Origin of the sequence: Streptomyces sp. NBC_01689, from assembly GCF_036250675.1 — a bacterium.
Taxonomy (GTDB): domain Bacteria; phylum Actinomycetota; class Actinomycetes; order Streptomycetales; family Streptomycetaceae; genus Streptomyces.
The window spans coordinates 1,457,120-1,476,248 of sequence record NZ_CP109592.1; the positions used below are offsets into that span (position 1 = coordinate 1,457,120).

17 protein-coding genes and 1 pseudogene are annotated in these 19,129 nt (G+C 72.5%); 14 read left to right on the plus strand and 4 right to left on the minus strand.

The features are described from left to right. The first annotated feature begins 52 nt into the window (after window positions 1-52). The 13 genes and pseudogenes from OG776_RS06175 to OG776_RS06235 all read left to right on the plus strand — a co-directional run. On the plus strand, window positions 53-1,633 hold the full coding sequence (locus tag OG776_RS06175) for a phage tail sheath family protein (RefSeq protein ID WP_329319406.1): 1,581 nt from the start codon (window positions 53-55) through the stop codon (window positions 1,631-1,633). Between the two features lie 93 nt (window positions 1,634-1,726). Then, window positions 1,727-2,170 carry a phage tail protein gene (locus tag OG776_RS06180; RefSeq protein ID WP_148014391.1) on the plus strand — a complete coding sequence of 148 codons (444 nt, stop codon included), beginning with the start codon at window positions 1,727-1,729 and terminating at the stop codon, window positions 2,168-2,170. Then, complete coding sequence (locus OG776_RS06185) at window positions 2,170-2,667, plus strand: hypothetical protein (RefSeq protein ID WP_329326374.1); 498 nt, start codon at window positions 2,170-2,172, stop codon at window positions 2,665-2,667. The genes OG776_RS06180 and OG776_RS06185 overlap by 1 nt, the downstream gene beginning before the upstream one ends. Next, a complete protein-coding gene (locus OG776_RS06190; protein ID WP_187286066.1) occupies window positions 2,664-2,822 on the plus strand; it encodes a DUF6760 family protein in 159 nt (52 codons plus the stop codon). Before OG776_RS06185 ends, OG776_RS06190 begins: the two co-directional genes overlap by 4 nt. 3,549 nt (window positions 2,823-6,371) lie before the next feature. Beyond that, window positions 6,372-6,494 carry a hypothetical protein gene (locus OG776_RS06195; RefSeq protein ID WP_329319409.1) on the plus strand — a complete coding sequence of 41 codons (123 nt, stop codon included), beginning with the start codon at window positions 6,372-6,374 and terminating at the stop codon, window positions 6,492-6,494. Between the two features lie 44 nt (window positions 6,495-6,538). Next, complete coding sequence (locus OG776_RS06200; RefSeq protein ID WP_148014393.1) at window positions 6,539-6,964, plus strand: phage tail protein; 426 nt, start codon at window positions 6,539-6,541, stop codon at window positions 6,962-6,964. Window positions 6,965-7,023: 59 nt separating this feature from the next. Further along, on the plus strand, window positions 7,024-7,761 hold the full coding sequence (locus OG776_RS06205) for a CIS tube protein (protein ID WP_148014394.1): 738 nt from the start codon (window positions 7,024-7,026) through the stop codon (window positions 7,759-7,761). Next, complete coding sequence (locus OG776_RS06210; protein WP_148014395.1) at window positions 7,761-9,668, plus strand: VgrG-related protein; 1,908 nt, start codon at window positions 7,761-7,763, stop codon at window positions 9,666-9,668. The genes OG776_RS06205 and OG776_RS06210 overlap by 1 nt, the downstream gene beginning before the upstream one ends. A gap of 40 nt (window positions 9,669-9,708) precedes the next feature. Then, complete coding sequence (locus OG776_RS06215) at window positions 9,709-10,149, plus strand: GPW/gp25 family protein (protein ID WP_148014396.1); 441 nt, start codon at window positions 9,709-9,711, stop codon at window positions 10,147-10,149. Then, window positions 10,149-12,107, plus strand: a complete 1,959-nt coding sequence (locus OG776_RS06220; RefSeq protein ID WP_329319413.1) for a putative baseplate assembly protein — start codon at window positions 10,149-10,151, stop codon at window positions 12,105-12,107. Before OG776_RS06215 ends, OG776_RS06220 begins: the two co-directional genes overlap by 1 nt. Then, complete coding sequence (locus OG776_RS06225; RefSeq protein ID WP_148014398.1) at window positions 12,104-12,661, plus strand: phage tail protein; 558 nt, start codon at window positions 12,104-12,106, stop codon at window positions 12,659-12,661. The genes OG776_RS06220 and OG776_RS06225 overlap by 4 nt, the downstream gene beginning before the upstream one ends. After that, window positions 12,658-14,280 carry an NADase-type glycan-binding domain-containing protein gene (locus OG776_RS06230; protein ID WP_329319416.1) on the plus strand — a complete coding sequence of 541 codons (1,623 nt, stop codon included), beginning with the start codon at window positions 12,658-12,660 and terminating at the stop codon, window positions 14,278-14,280. Before OG776_RS06225 ends, OG776_RS06230 begins: the two co-directional genes overlap by 4 nt. A gap of 147 nt (window positions 14,281-14,427) precedes the next feature. Beyond that, window positions 14,428-14,904, plus strand: a pseudogene (locus OG776_RS06235) (GNAT family N-acetyltransferase); the annotation flags it as partial. On the opposite strand, the gene OG776_RS06240 reads toward OG776_RS06235, so the two are convergent. Beyond that, the gene (locus OG776_RS06240; protein WP_329319418.1) at window positions 14,901-15,467 is read right to left on the minus strand and encodes a histidine phosphatase family protein; all 567 of its coding nucleotides are present in this window, start codon (window positions 15,465-15,467) and stop codon (window positions 14,901-14,903) included. The pseudogene OG776_RS06235 and the gene OG776_RS06240 overlap by 4 nt on opposite strands. A 378-nt stretch (window positions 15,468-15,845) precedes the next feature. Here OG776_RS06240 and OG776_RS06245 point away from each other — a divergent pair, with 378 nt between their 5' ends. Continuing rightward, window positions 15,846-16,085 (plus strand): hypothetical protein, encoded by a 240-nt coding sequence (locus tag OG776_RS06245; protein ID WP_329319420.1) that lies wholly within the window; start codon window positions 15,846-15,848, stop codon window positions 16,083-16,085. 245 nt (window positions 16,086-16,330) lie between these two features. Here the strand turns inward: OG776_RS06245 and OG776_RS06250 are convergent, their stop codons facing one another. The 3 genes from OG776_RS06250 to OG776_RS06260 form a co-directional block, all read right to left on the minus strand. Continuing rightward, window positions 16,331-17,530, minus strand: a complete 1,200-nt coding sequence (locus tag OG776_RS06250) for an SPFH domain-containing protein (RefSeq protein WP_329319422.1) — start codon at window positions 17,528-17,530, stop codon at window positions 16,331-16,333. An 11-nt stretch (window positions 17,531-17,541) separates the two neighbouring features. Continuing rightward, on the minus strand, window positions 17,542-17,793 hold the full coding sequence (locus tag OG776_RS06255; RefSeq protein WP_148014402.1) for a hypothetical protein: 252 nt from the start codon (window positions 17,791-17,793) through the stop codon (window positions 17,542-17,544). A 103-nt stretch (window positions 17,794-17,896) separates the two neighbouring features. Beyond that, window positions 17,897-18,775 (minus strand): hypothetical protein, encoded by an 879-nt coding sequence (locus OG776_RS06260; protein WP_329319424.1) that lies wholly within the window; start codon window positions 18,773-18,775, stop codon window positions 17,897-17,899. Window positions 18,776-19,129 lie beyond the last annotated feature (354 nt).

The window sequence follows — 19,129 nt, forward strand, 5'->3', positions numbered from 1 at the left end:
TCGCGCGTGAGGCTGAATGACGTCCCATCTCGTACCCCGAGGAGAGCAGAGCATGCCGTCCTACCTGTCGCCGGGCGTCTACGTCGAGGAGGTGGCCAGCGGCTCTCGTCCGATCGAGGGGGTGGGCACCTCGGTGGCGGCCTTCGTCGGGCTCGCCCCGTCGGGACCGCTCAACGAGCCGACGCTGGTGACCAACTGGACGCAGTACGTCGCGGCCTTCGGTGAGTTCACCGACGGGTACTACCTCGCGCACTCCGTCTACGGGTTCTTCAACAACGGTGGCTCCGCCGCCTATGTCGTGCGGGTCGGCGGGGTGCCGGGCGGCGTGAACGGCGACGCGGCGGCTCCGGCCGCGGTGGCGGGTTCCGCGGCACAGGCCGCGCTGATGCCCGGGGAACCGCAGCAGCTCGGCACGTTCACGGTCAGCGCCGTCGCGGGCGGCTCGCTCAGCGTCGAGGTCGCCGACCCCGACGGCGAGGGCCCCGCGGAGCGGTTCAGGCTGATCGTCAAGGACGGCGAGAAGGCCGTCGAGACCTTCGACGTGACCGCGAAGAAGGGCGGCCGCACCTACGTGGTCACGCAGGTGAAGGAGCGCTCGAAGCTCATCACCGTGCAGGAGGCCGCGCCCGCCGCGCAGTTGGTCCGCCCCGACAACCAGACGGTGGCGCTGGCCGCCCCCGCGCCCTCGGCACCGGCCGTGCGGGACGAGGAGCGGGACGGTCACCCCGGCCCGGCGCAGTACCTCGGCGACTCGGCCGACCGCACCGGCTTCGGCGGCCTGGAGGCCGTGGACGAGGTCTCGATGGTCGCGGTGCCCGACCTGATGGCCGCCTACCAGCGCGGCGCGATCGACCTGGAGGCGGTCAAGGCCGTCCAGCTCGGTCTGATCGCGCACTGCGAGCTGATGGGTGACCGGGTCGCCGTCATCGACCCGCCGCCGAGCCTCAACGCCCGTCAGATCCGTGTCTGGCGCCAGGAGACGGCGGGTTACGACTCCAAGTACGCGGCTCTCTACTACCCCTGGATCAAGGCGTTCGACCCGGCGACGGGCCAGACCAGGACGATTCCGCCGAGCGGCCACGTCGCCGGCATCTGGGCCCGCAACGACTCCGAGCGCGGGGTGCACAAGGCCCCCGCCAACGAGGTCGTCCGCGGTGCGGTGGACCTGGAGCTGCAGATCACCCGGGGCGAGCAGGACCTGCTCAACCCCATCGGCGTCAACTGCATCCGTGCCTTCCCCGGCCGCGGCATCCGCGTCTGGGGTGCCCGCACCATGTCCTCCGACCCGGCCTGGCGCTATCTCAACATCCGCCGGTACTTCAACTACCTGGAGGAGTCGATCCTGATCGGCACCCAGTGGGTGGTGTTCGAGCCGAACGACCACGCGTTGTGGGCCCGGATCCGGCGCAACGTGTCCGCGTTCCTGGTCAACGAGTGGCGCAACGGCGCTCTCTTCGGCTCACGGCCGGAGGAGGCTTACTACGTCAAGTGTGACGAGGAGACCAACCCGCCGGAGTCGGTCGACCTCGGCCGGGTCATCTGCGAGATCGGCATCGCGCCCGTGAAGCCCGCCGAGTTCGTGATCTTCCGGCTGGCCCAGTTCTCCAGCGGGAACGGCGAGTTGGAGGAGTAGTCCGCGCGCCGGCGGTCCGCGTCGAGGTGACCGCCCCGGCGGTCACCGGCCGCACTTCGTACGTGTCAGAACCCTCAGAAGGACAGAGATCAGATGAGTCTCCAGCCCGGTGACGCCCTCACCTCACACAATTTCGGCCTGCAGATCGACGGTGTCATGGTCGAGTACCTCGCGGAGGTCAGCGGCCTCAGCATCGAGCAGGACGTCATCGAGTACCAGCAGGTCTCCTCGCAAGGCATCCCGGTCACCAAGAAGCTGCCGGGTGTGAAGAAGGCCGGCACCTGCACGGTGGTGCGCGGCATGACGCAGTCGGCCGCCTTCAACCAGTGGATCACCGAGTCGGTCGCCGGTCAGATGAGCACCGCGCGCAAGAACGCCACCATCATGGTGATGGACTATCAGAACAACCCGGTCAAGCGGTACAACATGCGCAACGCCTGGTGCAGCAAGATCGACACCAGCACCGTCAAGGCGGGCGAGGCCTCCGCGCTCACCGAGACCGTCACGATCACCTTCGAAGAACTGGTCATCGAGTAATGCGCCGTACGGCTCCCAGGGCCGCCGGGGCCGCGGCCGTCGCCGAACCGGTGGCGGAGGCGGAAGCCCGGCCGGGGCCGGAGCAGTCCGCTGCTCCGGCCCCGGCCCCGGCCGCGTCACCGGAACCCCTGCGCACCGAGTTCGAGTTCGAGCTGCCGCGCGGGTACGTCGACGACTCCGGCACCGTGCACCGCCTCGGCGTGATGCGACTCGCCACCGCACGGGACGAGTTGATCCCGCTCCGGGACATGCGCGTCCAGGAGAACCCGGCCTACCTGTCCGTGGTGCTCCTCGGCCGGGTCATCACCCGGCTCGGCACACTGCCCCTGGTCCACGACGGGGTGGTGGAGAACATGTTCGCCTCCGACCTCGCGTTCCTGCAGGACTTCTACCGCCAGGTCAACGCCGAGGGGCACACCCGTGCCGCCGTCACCTGCCCGCACTGCGAGGAGCCGTTCGAGGTCGAACTCGGCGGGAGCCGCCTGGGGGAATCGTGACGTACGCGACCGACCGTATCCACGAGGAGATCGCGTACATCGCCTACCACTTCCACTGGAGCCTGGAGACCATCCTGGACCTCGAACACCGTGACCGGCGCCGCTGCACGGAGCAGATCGCGGCGCTCGTCCACCGCGGCTCCGGGGAGAGGTGACGCGGCGTGGGCGTCTTTGACCGGCTGCGGAACGGCGGACGGGACCGGACGACGGGCGGCCTGCCGGTCACCGGCCCGGCCGACGGTCCCGTCACGGGCGACGGCACGGCTCCGTCCGCCGGTGTCGCCCCGGCGGCGAGTGCGTCCCCGGGGGCGAGCGATTCCGGCGGGGGAACGGGAGACCGGGTGGTGCGGTCCGCCGCCTGGTCCTCGATGCCGCCCATCCAGCGCGCCCTGGCCGGCCCTGGCTCCGTCGCCGACTCCGGGTTCGGCGGCCGGCTGACGACCTGGCAGAACCCCTCCTTCACGGGCACCCTCTCGCACGCCGTGCTGGACGGTGCGCCCGGCGGCCTGGTGCGAGGCACGGCGACCACGTCCGCGCTGCCCGCCTCCGGCCTCGAACTCCCCTCGCTCTCCCTGCCGGTGGCGCCACCGGTGGACACGGCCGGCCCCGTTCCCGCGGGGCGCGCGGGGGTCCCGGTCGTGCCGACCGGCCCGAGCGTGACAGCGGTCCCGTCCGCGGCCACCCGACCCGCGGCCCCGGCCGGGCTCACCAGGGCGTCGGCCGCACCCGCGGTACAGCGGCGCGCGCTGCCGGTGGTGACACCGTCCGCGTCACGTCGTACCACGGCCGGCCCTTCGGCACCCACGGCGCCCGCTCCGCCGGTCACCGGCGAGGCCGGGTCCGGCTCCCCCGCTCCACGTGCCTTCTCCTCGGCCACGGACGCCACCGGCGCCGCCCCGGCCGCTTCCCACGGCCCGACCGCCGCCCCCGCCGGACCGGATGTGGCGTCTCCTGGTCACGCGGGCGGGTCCGCGGCGAACACCGGGCCGGCCCCTTCCGTCTCCGTCCAGCGGTCCCCGGTCCGCGGCGATGCCACGGACCCCGGCCTGCCGGCCCAACGCCGTACGTCCGGCGGTGCCGGGCCCATGGTGCCCGGTGCGACCGGGTCCGGTGGTCCGGCCCCGGCGACGGCGTCCCCGAACCCGTCCGCCGACGTCCCGGCCCCGGGCCGACCCCGCCGGCGCTCCGCACTGGGCGCGCCGCTGTCCTCCCCACCCCCGGCCACGGCGCCTTCCGTACGGCTCGACCCGCCCGGGGTGGGTCCCGGTCCCGGAATCCCCGGTGCCGTGCGCGGAACGGGAGTCCCGGCGGAGCGATCGGGAGCGCCGGTCGGCGGGACGTCCCCGGCCACTCCGTCCGTCGGAGGGGAATCCCGGTCCGTGCCCCCGGCCGCGGGGCCGCCGGTGCAGCGCGCCGCCTCCGCCACGGCCCCGGCCTCGTCCGGCACCACCGGAACGCGTCGTGACCCGCACGAACCCCCGGCACGGAAGGATTCCGGTCAGTCCGCCGGGGCGGCCGTGCCGTCGCGCCCACGGGTACGTGCGCTCACCCCCGCCCGTGCCCTCACCTCGGCCCTGCCCGCCGTGCCCCCGGCCACCGCGGTCCAGCGCCGGACCGCCCCCGCGGCCGTTCCGCTGCGGCGCGTCGCGCCCGCCGAGGGGCCTGCCCGTACCGGCGGTTCCCTGGGCCGCCGTCCCGCCCCGAGTGCCGAACGGTCCGGGAGCGCCGTGCCGGGCCCGCGCGACGGCGTCACCGGGGCCGTACCGCCACCCGTCGACGCCGTGACGGCGGCCCCGCCCGTCCAGCGCGTCCCGGCGACCGGCACCGGCACCGGAACCGGCTTGGACGCGGGCGCGGGCGCACCTGGTGACCCATCGGTGATCCGTCGTCCCGGCCCGTCGTCATCAGCGCCTTCGACACCCCGTGGCGGGCTGTCCGGTGCCGTGGGAGCCCTGGTCCGGCGGGCCGTGCCGGTACGGGGAACGGGCGGCGACCGTGGTCCGGCCGCCGCGGGGATCGACTCCCCTGCGGCACCGGGTGCCGCGGCGGCTCCCGGCGCTCCTGTCGTCCAGCGGTTCGCCACGCATACTCCCGCGCCGGCTCCCCCCGCGGACCGGTCGCGTACCCGTGATCCTTCGGCGCGGGGCTGGTCGACGGCCGGAACTCCCGTGTCTCGCGCCGTCGTTGGCGCGGCGAACCCCGGCCCGACTGACTCGGGCACCCTTCCCCCGGCCGCGCACCCGACCGGTGGTCGCCCGGTGACCGGCCCGCGTCCGGACGGCCGCTCCCCCGCGTCCGGCACCGGTGGGGTGGTGGCCGGCCCGGTGACGGCCGGTGCCCCCGTCGTCCAACGCCTTGCCGCAGCGGCGCCCGCTCCCGGCTCCCCTTCGATCACCTCGTCGTCGCCACGCACGACCGCGGCGCACACGGCGGGTAGCCCGGCAACGGGTGCGCCGACCAGGTCTGTTCCGGGCGTCCCCTTGCCCGGCCTCCGTGTCCCCGCGACGGGTCCTTCCGGTACCGTCCCGGCCGACCGCGTACCGTCCGTCGCGCCGGTCGGCCCGCACCCTGTCGCCCGGCCCGCCCCGGGCCGTTCCGGTGGCGCCGACCTGCCCGCCGTACAACGGTCGGCCGACGACAGCTCCCCGGGGTCCGGCGACCGCCCGCCGCCGGGTGCCCAACAGGCCGTCCCTGTCACGCCGTCGGACGCCGCATCGGTCGCGACTGACAAGCAGTCACCGGTCCTGCAGCCCGGCCCGTCGGTCCCCGTTCCCTCGGGTGCGGCGGCACACCAGCCCGCCGTCTCCCGTCCCGGTGCCGGTTCTCGTCGGCCCGGTACACCCGTTCAACGGCTCGGCCTCGGTGCCCCCGTCGTACAGCGGGCCGCCACCGCGTCCGAGGCTTCCGGGGGCGTGCTGTCTCGCCCGCTCTCCGGAACACGGCACGGCGGAAAGCCGTCACCGAACGCGGCCACACCGGGTCCCACGGCGTCCACCGGCGCAACCACCGTGATCTCCCCCGAGGTTCAGCCTGCGGTGGCTCTGATCTCTTCACCGTCCGTGTCCACGGGCGACAGCGGCGCCGCGGAAGTCACCGGTCGGACACGGCGCGGCGACGACCCGGTCGTGCAGCGCCTCACCGCTCCGGGCACACCCACCCTGCCGGCGAGCGTCCGGCGTCCCGTATCCGTGGTGCCGTACGCCCCGGCCGGGCCGTCGGCACGGTCGACGCCGAGCGCGCCGATCGCCGCGGCCCAGCACGGCGCCCACCGCTCCGCACCGCTGCCTCCGGCGAACCCGAACAGCCCATCCGGTATGGCAAGTTCGCCTGCCTCCGCGCGCTCAGCGCGCCCGATCCACCCGACGCCCCCAGCGACTCCTTCGCCTCCTTCGCCTCCTTTGCCCCGAACGGGCGTGCCGCTCAACGCGGTTCCGGCCGCACCGCCCCTCGCCCTCCCGGTGCAGCGGGCCGTGGTGACGCCCCCCGCGCCGGTCGCCCCGAAGCCGGTCACACCCGCGGCACCCCCGCCCGTACAACGGGTCGTCAACCCGACGGCGCCCCCACCGCCTCCCCCTCCGTCCGGCCCCCCACCCGCGTACTCCGCGAGTGAACCCCCGCCCCCCTCCGCGCACTCGGGACACCGGGTTGCCGGCAGCCAGCAGGCTCCTCCCGCGTACACCCCCGTCGACTTCGATCCCCGGGCGTTGACCCCGGGACAGGTCGACGAGCTGACGCACAAGCTGGCCGGTCCGATCACCCGCCTGCTGCGGACCGAACTCCGTCTCGAACGCGAGCGGATCGGCAAGCTGCGCGATCCCCGTCGCTGATCTCCCCCGACCCGCCTGCCCGTTCCGAGAAAGGCCCACCTCCGATGCCCACCGATCTCGACCCGGGATCCACCATCTTCTTCACCCTGACGATCGACGGCGAGAGCCTCGGCTACTTCAACGGGTGTGAGGGACTGTCGTCGCAGGTGGAGATCGAGCAGCGCCAGGAAGGCGGCAACAACGGGTTCGTGTGGCAGCTCCCGTCCCGCGTGACCTTCTCCAACATCCGGCTGACCCGCCCGCTCACCCCGGACACCGCCAAGGTCGCGGCCTGGATCTCGTCGGTGACGACGGGGGTCGAGCGGCCGACCGCGCAGATCGCGGCCTTGCGCGCGGACGGTTCGGAGGTGGCGCGCTGGGGGCTGATCGACGTGCTGCCGGTGAGCTGGCAGGGGCCGTCCCTCGATCCGTCCAGTCCGGGTGTGGCCACGGAGGTCCTGGAGATCACCCACCACGGCTTCACGGACTAGGCACGGACGGGGAGCGGTCGGGAACTCGGGGACTTCAGGGACTAGGGACGGCGAAGAACATGGCAGGCAAGGCAGGAAAGGGCGGCAAGGGCGGTGCGGGCAAGAGTCTCGTGCGCGCCACGCTGGCCATCCACGAGCCGCCCATCGGGCACAGCACGACACCGGGCGCGTTGATCAAGACGTTCAACTTCGACTTCAATCCGTCCACGCTCTCCCTGAGCCGCCGCGCCCGCTGGAAGACCACTCCGACCGCGGCCGTGCGGGACGGCTCCCTCCCTGAGTTCATGGGTCCCGAACCGCGCGAGCTGACCGTCGAGATCTTCCTCGACTCCTCCGACGACCCGACCAGCAACACCGTGCTGAAGAAGGTCGAGTCGCTCTTCTCCTGCTGCGAGGTGACGACGAAGAGCATCGCCGCCAAGCAGCCGTCCACACCGTGGGTGGTCTTCCAGTGGGGGTCGTTCTCGACCGCGCGGTTCACGGCGTACGTCGGTTCCGTGGAGGCGAGTTACTCGCTCTTCGGCACGACGGGCGTGCCGATCCGGGCCACCTGTCAGGTGCATCTGCACGAGATCCCCAGCAGGACCAAGGGCCAGAACCCCACGTCGGGCGCGCTCACGGCGCAGCGTGTGCACCGGGTCGTGGCGGGCGACTCGCTGCAGTCACTGGCCTGGCGGGAGTACGGGAACGCGTCCGCGTGGCGTGCGATCGCCGAGGCCAACGGCATCGACGATCCGTCCCGGCTGTCGAACGGTACGGAGCTCGTGCTCCCGGCCGCCGAGGAGGTCGGTCTCTGATGGTGCAGGCCTCGTACTCCAGCGTCGTCCACGTCACGGTCGGCGGCAGCCCGCTCCCGGACAAGATCGCCTCCGATCTGGTCGGCTGCTGGGTCGATCTCGGAGCAGGCGTACCCGGCGCGTTCCGGCTCACCTTCCGCGACCCGGACCGGCTGGTGCTCGGCGATCTCGGCGTCCGGTGCGGCACCGAGGTGGTCCTCGCGCCGGTGGCCGACGGCCAGGGCGCCTCGTCCCCGCTGCTGACCGGCGAGGTCACCGGCATGGAGACCGACTACGACGGCACCGGGACCTTCACGGTCGTACGCGGTTACGACCTCGGGCACCGTCTGCTGCGCCGGCGCAGGGTGGCGGCCTACCGCAACCAGACCGCGTCGGACATCGTGCGCAAACTCGTCGCCCTGAACGGCGTCCCGGTCGGCCCCAAGGTCGGCTCCACCCGGACCGTGTACGAGTTCATCAGCCAGGCCAACGTCACCGACTGGGACTTCCTGGCCCGGCTCGCCGACGAGAACGAGATGGTGATGTCACTGGACTCCCGCGGGAGGTTCCAGTTCGCCGAGCCGGACCCGGCGTCCGGAGCGCCCTCCACGAGCACCCCCGGCGAGAAGAGCCCGTTCGTGCTCCAGGGCGGCGTGGACGTGCTGCGCTGCCGGGCCGCGGTGACCTCCGCCGACCAGGTCGCCAAGACCGAGGCCCGCGGCTGGGACGTGGTGACCAAGAAGAAGCTCGTCGCGACGGCTCCCGCCACGGCCAACGCCGGCTTCGCCATCGGCGTCACTCCCGAGGACACGGCGAAGAAGTTCAGGACCGCGAAACTGGTGGAGACCGACACGCCCTACGACCGCCAGCCCGAGGTCAAGTTCGCCGCCGAGTCCCTGGCCGACGACGTCACCTCGTCCTTCGCGGAGCTGGAGGTGGTGGTCTGGGGGAACCCCAAGCTGCGCCCCGGCGTGCCGATCGCCCTCACCGACGTGGGCAAACCCTTCGAGGGCCAGTACACGGTCACCTCCGTCCGGCACGAGTTCGGCAACGACGAGCCGTACCGGACCTGGGTGACCGTCAGCGGGAGGCAGTGGCGCTCGCTGTACGGCCTGGCCTCCGGTGGCGGCACGGCCGGCACGCCGAAGCTGCCGAGCGTGGCCAACGCCCTGGTCACGAACGTCCAGGACCCGCTCAAGCAGGGCCGGGTCAAGCTGCAGTTCCCCTGGCTGGACGACCTCTACGAGAGCGACTGGACGCGAACCGTGCAACTCGGCGGCAAGGGCGGTGGCGGGGTGTTCCCGTACGACGTCGGTGACGAGGTGCTGGTCGCCTTCGACCGGGGCGCCCTGGACCACCCGTTCGTGGTCGGCGGCCTCTACAACGGCAGGGACACCCCGACCGTCGTCAGTGACGTGCCGCTGCACGACGGGGTCAGGAAGCAGGCGATCCGGCACACCCTGTCCGACCGCAGGGGCAACCGCGTCGACCTGCTCAGCCAGCAGACCGGGGCGCGCAGACAGGGTGTCCGCATCGCCTCCGGCAACGACAAGCTGACCATCAACCTCGACCGTACGAAGACCGAGATCACGGTGGACAGCAAGGGCTCCGTCACCATCAAGGGCAGCAGGTCGGTGTCGGTGGAGGCGGGCACGGACCTCACCCTGAGCGCGCGCCGGAAGCTGACGATCAAGAGCGGTGGACTGCTCGACATCGAGGGCCGCGGGCTGGTCAACCTGAAGTCCCTGGGCGGGGCGGTCACCGTCGACGCGATGGGTGCCCTCAACCTCAAGGCGCTCGGTGCCGCGATGCTCACCGCGGGCGGCACCGTCCAGGTCAACTCCGTCGCCGCGGTCGGGATCCGGGCCGTCACCATCCCGCTGCAGGGCCTGGTGATGGTCAACAACAAGCCCTATCCACTGCCGTGATGACCGAGAAGAACGTCAGGAACAGGCGGGTGTCCCACTGATGGCCGAGCAGTTCGTCGGATCCGGCTGGGCGTTCCCCATGCGCATCGGCCCCACCGGGGGCATCGCGCTGGTCAGCGGGGAGCGGGAGATCGAGGAGGCCATCCGGCTGGTGCTGGCCACCGCGCCGGGCGAGCGGCCGATGCGGCCCGAGTTCGGCTGCGCCATCCACGACCTCGTGTTCTCCCCGGTCAACGAGGCGACGGCGGGGCGCATCCAGCACGAGGTGTACACCACCCTGGACCGCTGGGAGCCACGGATCGAGGTCAACGACGTCGAGGTGACGGCCGGCGCGGACCAGGGCGTGCTCTTCATCGACGTGCGCTACTCGATCCGGGGCACCAACAACCCCCGCAGCCTGGTCTTTCCGTTCTACGTCATTCCCTCCCACGAGGATCCCGACGCCTCCGGCGCGGGCAACTCCCTTGAAAGCGACCGCTGATGGCACTGCCTTCCCCGAATCTCGACGACCGCCGCTTCCAGCAGTTCGTCGACGACGCCAAGCGCTACATCCAGCAGCGCGCCCCCGAGTGGACCGACCACAACGTGTCGGACCCGGGCGTCACCCTCGTGGAGACGGTCGCCCACATGGCCGACCAGATCGTCTACCGGCTCAACCGGGTCCCGGAGAAGAACCACCTGGCCTTCCTGGATCTCGTGGGCATCACCCTCTTCCCGCCCTCGGCCGCCCGCACCGACGTCACGTTCTGGCTGTCCGCGCCGCAGGAGGAGCCGATCGTGCTGCCGGTCGGCACCGAGGCGGCGACACTGCGCACGGAGAGCGAGGAGGCGGTCGTCTTCGCGACCGAGCGTCAACTGACCGTCGTCCCCACCGCGTTGCGTCATCTCGTGGTGCAGCACCACGGGCTTCCGGTCACCGACAGGACCGCCGACCTCGCCGAGGGCAAGGACGTGCTGTGCTTCGCGGAGGCGCCCGCCCCCGGTGACTGCGTGCTGTTCGGCCTCACCACGGCCGTGCCGCACTGCGCGGTCGCCCTGGAGCTCGACAGCCGCGTCGACGGTGTCGGTGTCGACCCGCGCCAGCCACCGCTGGTCTGGGAGGCCTGGTCCGAGGACGGCTGGACCGCCTGCGAGGTCGACCGGGACGGCACCGGCGGACTGAACCGGCCCGGCGACGTCGTCCTGCACGTCCCCGGCGGGCACACCCTGTCCCGCACCGGCGGCCAGGAGGCGGGCTGGCTGCGCTGCCGCGTCACCGACCCGTTGCCCGACCAGCCCTTCTACACCACCTCGCCGACCGTCCAGGCCGCCGCGGCGTTCACCCTCGGCGGCACCGCCTCGGCGATCCACGCGGAGACGGTCCACGACGAGGCGCTCGGCGAGTCCACCGGGCTGCCGGGGCAGCGGCTGCGGCTCACCCGCTTCCCCGTCGTCGGGGACACCCCGCCGGTCCTGCTGCAGACGGCCGAGCGGGACGGCTGGACCGACTGGGACGTCGTCCCGCACTTCGCCGCGTCCGGCCCCGGCGACCGGCACATCGCCCTGGACGCGGCGACCGGCGAGATCTCCTTCGGGCCCGCCGTCCGCGAACCCGACGGCACATTGCGCCAGTTCGGCTCGGTGGCGCCCAAGGGCGCCGTGATCCGCGCGCGCCGATACCGGACCGGCGGCGGCCGGGCCGGCAACGTGGCCCGGGGCGCCGTGCAGGTGCTGCGCAGTTCGGTGCCGTACGTCGCCGAGGTCGTCAACCGGGAGGCCGCGCGTGGCGGTGTCGACGGCGAGACCGTCGCGGAGGCCAAGACCCGGGCCCCGATCACCCTGCGCGCCCAGGAGCGGGCCGTGACCCTGCGCGACTACGAGGAACTCGCCCGGCGCGCCGCCCCCGAGACCGCCCGGATCACCTGTCTGGAGGGCGACGAGGGCGAGCACGGCGCGTACGCGGTCCGTGTGCTGGTCGTCCCGCAGGCGGTGCCGGACCCGGGCGGGCGGCTGCGCTTCGAGCAACTCGTGCCGGGTGACAGCCTGTTGCGGCGCATCACCCGCTATCTCGACGAGCGGCGGCTGATCGGCACCCGGCTCGCGGTCGGGCCGCCCTTCTACCAGGGCGTCACCGTCGTCGCCACCGTGCACGCCTTCCGCGGGGTCGACACCGACCGGGTGCGCCGTCAGGCGCACGACGCCCTCTACCGCCATCTCGACCCGCTCACCGGCGGCGCGAACGGAACCGGCTGGCCCTTCGGCCGCCCCGTGCAGTCGGGTGAGGTCTTCGCGGTGCTGCAGCGTGTCCCCGGCGTCGAACTCGTCGACGCGGTGCAACTCCACCCCGCCGACCCCCTGACGGGCAAGCGGGGCGACCCCACCGACCGGATCGACCTCGAAGCCCCCTCGCTGGTCTTCTCGTTCGACCACCGGGTGCGCGTCATCGGAGACGGTTCATGAGGGGCTCCGTCGACGGCCTGGAGTCCTCGGCGCCGATCGGCGCCATGCTCCCCGCGGTCTTCGCCGACGACGACCTCGCGCTGCGGTTCGTCGCGGGCCTCGACGAGGTCGTGGCGCCGATCCTGCTCGCCCTCGACTGTCTGCACAGTTACTTCGACCCGGCGCTCGCGCCCGCCGACTTCGCCCGCTGGCTCGGCACCTGGGTCGGTGCCGAGCTCGACGGCTCCGAGCCGGACGACCGGCTGCGCGCGGCCGTCGCGGCCGCCGCGTATCTGCACCGGGTGCGCGGCACCCGTCGCGGTCTGGCCGAAGCGGTACGGCTCGCCTTCGGCGCCGAGCCGGAGATCACCGAGAGCGGCGCCGCCGCCTGGGACCCCCGCCCGCTCGGCCCGGTCCCCGGCGACCGCCGTCCCCGGCTGCACGTCACCCTGCGGCTGCCCGATCCGACGCCGGCGGACGAGTACCGGCTGGAGAGCCTCGTGGCGGCCGCCCGTCCCGCCCACATGCCCTACACGGTCCAGGTGACCGCCGCCGAAAGGACTTCCGAGAGATGACCACCCAGACCCCAGGCACCGAACCCGGGCGTGCCCCCGCCTGTGCCGAATGCGGCACGCGGGCGGAGCCCGGGCAGTCCTTCTGCGACGCCTGTGGCGCGGTGCTCGACTGGGCCGGGAGCCCGGCCGTGCCGGCCGGTGCCCGGGCGGTCGGTTCGCGGGCTGGGGAGGCGGCCGGGTCCCGGAGCCCCGGCGCCGTCGCCGTCGACGGGGCACCACCGGCCGCGGACGCCCGGGACGAACGGTCCACGGACGCCGACGCGTCCGGGGCCGGCGGCTCGACGGCCGGGTCCACCGCTGGTGAGCCGGGGCGGGACGGGTTCGCCGTACCGGCCGCGGGTACGGCGACGGCGCGTACCGCCCATGACCCCGGCGCCGGAGTCGCGCGGCGGCGGACGGGCACGGCCGGCCCGGACTCCACGGACACGGACGGGCACACGGACGGGGCCGGGGCGGCCGACGCCGAAAGCACCGGCACCGGCACCAGCACCAGCACCAGCACCAGCACCAGCGGGACCGTGGGCCACAGCGACGCGGGCCCAGACGTCACGGCCGGTCCACGGGGTGCGGCAAACCCGGTCCACGGCGGCCCGGACGCAACCGTCGAGGACGTCCCGCGCGCCCACCCGACGCTCCCCGACGCACCCTCGGACGCCCCGACGCACGACGCCGCCGCGGACACCGAGCCCCTGCCGTCGGCGGCCCCCGACGTCTCCCGGGACGTCGCGGCCGAACGCGCCAGGTCGCTGCTGGTTCCGGTGGCCGACCCCGAGGAGCGGCCGGCGGCGTCGTCGGTCGCACCCGTGCTGCCGGGCCTGCCCGTCGCGAACCGCCCGCAAGTCCGCGCCCCGGGTGCCGAACCCGGGACGGAGGGGGGTACACCCTGCCCCTGGTGCGCCACGCCCAACCGGCCGGACCGGCACTTCTGCGGCCGGTGCGCCCTGCCGATGGCCGGCGAGCGGCAGACCCCCGGGCGGCTGCCCTGGTGGCGACGGGTGCTCAACTCCCGTGACGGACAGCCCCCGTGGGCCGGCGACCGGCCCCGACTGCGGCACGGATTCGGCCGCGTCATGAACTGGGTGGTCGGAGCGGTCGTCCTCACCCTGGTGGTGGTCGCCGCCATGAACACCGGTACGGCGGTACAGGCCGTGAAGGACCACTTCGCCAAGCGGGCCCCGATCGGCCCCGACAGCTACAAGGCGTCCCGTTCCTTCCCCGGCCACGGCCCCGCGCTCGCCTTCGACAAACTCAACAACACCTGGTGGGGACCGGGCGTCTCGCAGTCCGGGGACGGCGAGTGGCTGGAGGCCCGCTTCGCGCAGCCGACCCGGCTCCTCGACCTGGTCATCACGCCGGGTGTCTCCACGCGCGCGGACCAGCTCTCGCAGTCGGCCCTTCCGCACCGCGTCGAGGCCCTCGTCACCACGGCCGACGGCAAGACCCGTTCCCGCTTCCTCACCCTCGACCAGGGCGCGGGCGGCCAGAGCCGCAAGTTCCGCGCCGGTGACGTCACCGCGGTCCGCTTCATCATTCGCTCGGCCTACGGCGCCGCCGCCTCCAAGCAGGTCTCCATAGCGGAGATCGAGTTCTTCGGCCCGTCGAACTCCAACGGCTCGTAGCCCCGCGGTCCCGGCCCGGTGGGACAGCCACCGGGCCGGCACGGCGTATCGTCGACGCGATCGTGAAGGGCCGTCTCCGCAGGACTTCCGCGGACCGACACCCCGCCGCAGTCGGCAGAAGGGCCGAACACCCGTGAGCGCCACGTCGATCCGCTTGATCGAGCCCTCCGACGGCCCCGCTCTCGCCGCCCTGCTGTCCCGGGACAGACAGACGTACGCGCGCTGGCTTCCGTCGTCGAATCCCTGCTGGCCTCCCACGGCCAGGGGCTCGCCTGGCCCGGTGTCGTGGTCGGCGACGGTGCCGTCATCGGGCAGGTCAGCATCAGCTCGATCCTGCGCGGCCCGTTCCAGAAGGGCTTTCTCGGCTACTGGGTCTCCTCCTCCCATCAGGGACTCGGGCACACGAGCCGTGCGGTCGGTCTGGCGCTGCGGATCGCCGAGGACGAGCTGGACCTGCACCGGCTGGAAGCGCACACGCAACTGGAGAACCTCGCGTCCCAGGCGGTCCTGCGCAAGCACGGATTCAGCTCGTGGGGCATCGCCCACGACCACTTCTACGCCGACGGCGGGTGGCACGACGAGGTGTTCTGGGAGAGGAAGCTGACGCGGGGGATCTCCTCCTAGTGCTCACCGGGCTGAGCGGGCCGGTCGGCGGGCAGCGTGTAGTTCCATCCTGCTCGCCAGCTGGGGGGATCTTGGAGCAGGTCGTGCAGCCGGGCGCCGGTGAGCAGGCAGTCGAGTGCCCATCGGTTCGCCGAGTGGGCGATCAGCAGGATTCGTCTGCCGTCCCAGTGCCGGGCCAGGTCGTGGAGGAAGGCGTCGGTGGCCGCGACGACCTGCCGGTAGCTCTGGCCGCCGGGGAAGGGGTCGTCGATGCGTCGTACCCGCTGGGCGGCGATGAGGTGGACCGGGCCGCCATTGAGTTCACCGTAGTTGCACTCCCGCAGTCGGCTGTCCTGGTGGATGGGGGGTCGGCCGTCGGGGAAGGCGATGCGGGCGGTCTCCACGGCGCGCTGCAGGTCGGAGGTGAACACCGCCGCGATGTCGCCGGTGCGTCGCCGTTCGCCGAGTTCACGGGCCTGCCGACGTCCTTGCTGCGACAGCCGGCCCGGGAACCAGCCGGTGGCGGTGCCCGCCTCATTGTCCGTGGTGGTGGAGTGGGTCTCGTAGATGATCTCTACTGCCATGGCGGAGCTCCCGGGGTGTCCCGCCTGATCGCCGGGGTCATGCCGCTTCGGCGAGGGGGTGTCCTCCTCATCGGATGCCTTTCTCGCTGCGGATGCGCGTGCTCACGACGTCGGCCGGCGGCCTCCCGGCACCGCGCCTGCACGTCCTCGGACGTCCAAGCCCGCCATACCCCCGGAAAGCCACCGACAACCCGGTGCGCCTTGCGGTCACACCACTTGGGACACTTCGCCACGTCTCGGGCCGGGACCGTCCCCCTGAACGTGCCACTCCGTGGTCGAGTTCTTCCGGTTCTGGCCGAACTGGGAGGATGACTCCCGTGAAGTCGCCGCGGCCTTACCGTAGAGGCACGGCACCAGACACGAGGAGAAGCGTCACCCGTGCACGAAGCACCGATCTACGCCCAACTGATCTCCGAACGCGGGGACATACCGCTTCAGGTCCGCAATGAGGCCCGCAGGATCCAACGCGAACTCGAATGGATCCTCAACACGGATCCCTCATCGGGCGGTCTCCTCCAGAGGCCCTCGGGTACGTCGGTCCCGAGCCCGCGCCCGCTGCCTCCCGCACTCCCGCCCTCGCTCCCGTCGGGCAACAGCGCGACCGGATGGCTCAGCTGACGCCCCGCCACCTCACACGCCGGCCCGCGCCGCCCTCCGCGGCGCGGGCGGTGTTCCGCCGCCCAGGTCACCCATGGCCACCGCCGCGGGCCGGGCGACGCCGGCCGGCCTCCCGGAAGCCGACGGAAGTGGACGCTCCGGGAGCCGCGCCACGGGCAGGCAGTCCTCGGCGCGGGACGCGGAGAGCGCGTCCCGCCGGCGAGGTGACGCCGCCGAAGTCATGGTCCCGGAGCGGCACTTCAGGATCAGCCCTTCGCCGACGAACCGTCCTGCGACTCGTTCCCGTCGGCACCCTTCTCCGGCGTCCGCAGGTAACCCGGCAGCTCCAGGAGCGCTTCCGACTTCTCGGAACGGCCGTCGGAGTTGTTGCCGTTCAGGTTCTGACGGACCGAGTCCAGGATCGTCAGACCCTGGGCGACCAGGCCGGCGGCGATCTCACCGAGGCCGTCCGCGCCGTTCAGGACGTTGACGTTGGCACCCGCGAGACCGCCCGCGGCCTCCTTCACGATCAGCGGGAGCTGGTCGATCAGCATCCGGTCCAGCGCCACCCGGTCGTGCGAGGCCGCGGCCTCGGCCTGGATCTTCATGCGCTCCGCGTCGGCGATGGCGAGCACCTTGATCCGCTCGGCCTCCGCCTCGGCGGGCTTCACGATCTCGGCCACCAGTTGCTGCTGACGCAACTGGGCCGCCCTCTGCGCCAGTTCGGTCTGCGCCAGCAGCACCTCCTGCTGCGCGTGGGCCTGCGCCAGCGGTCCGGCCTGGGCCGCCTGGGCCTGAGCGCGGTCCACCTCGGCCGAGTACTCCGCCTTCACTATCGCGGTCTGGCGGGCGTACTCGGCCTGGTTGCGCGCGGCCACCTGCTCCGCCTCGACCGACGCCTGGGTGGCCTGGGCCTGGGCGATCTGCGCCTGGCGCTGGATGGCGGCCTTGTGCGGCGCCGACATGGCCTCGATGTAACCGGTGTCGCCGTCGTCGATCGACTGGATCTGCAGCGAGTCCACGATCAGACCGATCTTGGCCATCTCGATCTTGGAGGTGTCCAGGACCTCCGCGGCGAGCTTCTGCCGTTCGGTGACGATCTCCTCGACCGTCATCGAGCCGATGATGGCCCGCAGATGGCCCGCGAAGATCCGCCCGGTCAGTACCGACATCTGGTCCTGGTCGGACAGGAACCGCTGGCCCGCGTTGATGATGCTCTCGTGGTCGTTGCCGACCTTGAAGGCGATCACGGCGCGGACGTGCAGCGCGATGCCCTGCTTGGTCACACAGGTCTCGGTGACCTCGGCCTCGCACATCGACAGGGTGAGAAAACGGGTCTTGCGGAAAACCGGGAGCACGAACTTGCCGTGCCCCGTCACCACGCGGAACGGCGCGCCCCCCAGTCCCCGCCTGCCGCCCGAGATCAGCATCGCCTCGTCGGGTGCGGGAACGCGGTAACCGAACATCGCTCTTCTCCTTAACCGGCGTCGGCGGGGTCCCCGCCCAACGCGTCCAACGGATCGGTCCACTCGATGACGTCGACCTCACGGCATCCCCGGGATTCGATCACGAGCACGGTCGCCCCGATCGGGAGGGGCTCCAGCGACCAGGCGAGGAAGGTCTCGGATCCGCCTCTCACCCGCACCAGGATCTCGCCGGGGCCGGCGGTTCCCCGTGTGCCGACGAGGAGCTCCCCGATACAGCCGATCACGGCCTCGTCCTGCACCACTGCCCGCCGCCCCCAATCATTCTGGTCCTCCTTCCGACCTTAGACCTCCCCGCGTCGGACGCATACGCTCCGGTCGGTCCCCCGTGTCGTGACCGGGGTGTGCTCAGCTCCTGGTGAACCGGTAGGTCTTGCTGTCGGTGAGCACGCAGAAGCCGGGCGACACCACGATCACCCGCAGGGTGCCGGTGCGCCGGTCGTAGTCGATGCCCTCCGCCTCGAAGCCGCCCGAGCAGGAGCTGCGCAGCGGGAGCTGGCGCAGAGCCGTGACGTGGCCGGTCACGTCGGAGGTGCCGGTCTCGGCGGACAGGTCGATCTGCAACAGCGGCTTGGTGATGCCGAAGAGCGAACCCTCCGGGTCGTCGGAGGCACACAGCAGCTGTGTCGACGTGACGAAGTCGCAGCCCTGGACGTCCCGCACGGCGTGGTCGAGGTTGATGCTGGAGGCCTGCGGGAGGTTCGCGGAGGGGGAGGTGGAGGGGTTCACCCCGGGGGTCGGGAAGACCAGCAGCCGGTTCATCGTGCCCCACTCGCCGGACACCATCCAGGAGCCGTTCGGCGAGATGGTGTCGAAGGAGTTGTTCAGCGCCTCCCCGGGACTCAGCGTGTGGACGTACTCCGACCAGGCGCCGCCCGGTGCCTGCACCCGGTACATCTTGGCGTTGCCGGAGTCGGCCTGGTACGGCTCGATGTAGTAGCCGTTGTACGAGGCGTCGGGGTCGCCGACGTGGTTCCAGCCGCGGACGGTGAGACCGAACGGGATCGTGCCGATCCCCGTGTACCGGTTGGGGCTGCCGGCCGGGACCTCGACCGAGGCCAGGCCCTGGCTCTCGGTCAGCGGGTCGGCACGGTCGGAGCCGACCTCGGTCCAGGTGTCCGCGGCCGCGGCGGGCGCGGTGGCGGCGACCGAGAGGGCGGCCGCTGTGGCGAGGGTGACGAGACCGGCCAGAACGGCGTGACAACGATGCCGGGAAGGCAGGCGCATGAGGGGTGCTCCTCGGGTGGGGGGTGCTGGTTTCGGCGCACAGTCTGGCCGGTGAAATTGGGCATGTACAGGCCAATGCGGGTCTCCTGCGGAATCATTGGCCGTCCACTCACCCTCCGGACCACGGCAGTTGCCCCGGCATCCGCCTGGCATCGGGCGGCCACGCCCCACACGGCACACGACGGCTCCACGGCACGGCGCACGGCGGTCCCAAGACCGCCCAGAAACACAGCGGCACAGCGGCACAGCGGCACAAGCAATCGGGCACGTAGCCACGTAGGCAGGCAGGCACACCGCCGGCTTCGATCAGGCACGTTCCAGGCGCGGCGGGCGGACCGTGGCGCGTGCCGAGCC

Coding starts and splice junctions, on each gene's coding strand:
- OG776_RS06175 (WP_329319406.1), top strand. CDS start 53: ATGCCGTCCTACCTGTCGCCGGGCGTCTACGTCGAGGAGGTGGCCAGC.
- OG776_RS06180 (WP_148014391.1), top strand. CDS start 1,727: ATGAGTCTCCAGCCCGGTGACGCCCTCACCTCACACAATTTCGGCCTG.
- OG776_RS06185 (WP_329326374.1), top strand. CDS start 2,170: ATGCGCCGTACGGCTCCCAGGGCCGCCGGGGCCGCGGCCGTCGCCGAA.
- OG776_RS06200 (WP_148014393.1), top strand. CDS start 6,539: ATGCCCACCGATCTCGACCCGGGATCCACCATCTTCTTCACCCTGACG.
- OG776_RS06205 (WP_148014394.1), top strand. CDS start 7,024: ATGGCAGGCAAGGCAGGAAAGGGCGGCAAGGGCGGTGCGGGCAAGAGT.
- OG776_RS06210 (WP_148014395.1), top strand. CDS start 7,761: ATGGTGCAGGCCTCGTACTCCAGCGTCGTCCACGTCACGGTCGGCGGC.
- OG776_RS06215 (WP_148014396.1), top strand. CDS start 9,709: ATGGCCGAGCAGTTCGTCGGATCCGGCTGGGCGTTCCCCATGCGCATC.
- OG776_RS06220 (WP_329319413.1), top strand. CDS start 10,149: ATGGCACTGCCTTCCCCGAATCTCGACGACCGCCGCTTCCAGCAGTTC.
- OG776_RS06225 (WP_148014398.1), top strand. CDS start 12,104: ATGAGGGGCTCCGTCGACGGCCTGGAGTCCTCGGCGCCGATCGGCGCC.
- OG776_RS06230 (WP_329319416.1), top strand. CDS start 12,658: ATGACCACCCAGACCCCAGGCACCGAACCCGGGCGTGCCCCCGCCTGT.
- OG776_RS06240 (WP_329319418.1), bottom strand. CDS start 15,467: ATGGCAGTAGAGATCATCTACGAGACCCACTCCACCACCACGGACAAT.
- OG776_RS06250 (WP_329319422.1), bottom strand. CDS start 17,530: ATGTTCGGTTACCGCGTTCCCGCACCCGACGAGGCGATGCTGATCTCG.
- OG776_RS06260 (WP_329319424.1), bottom strand. CDS start 18,775: ATGCGCCTGCCTTCCCGGCATCGTTGTCACGCCGTTCTGGCCGGTCTC.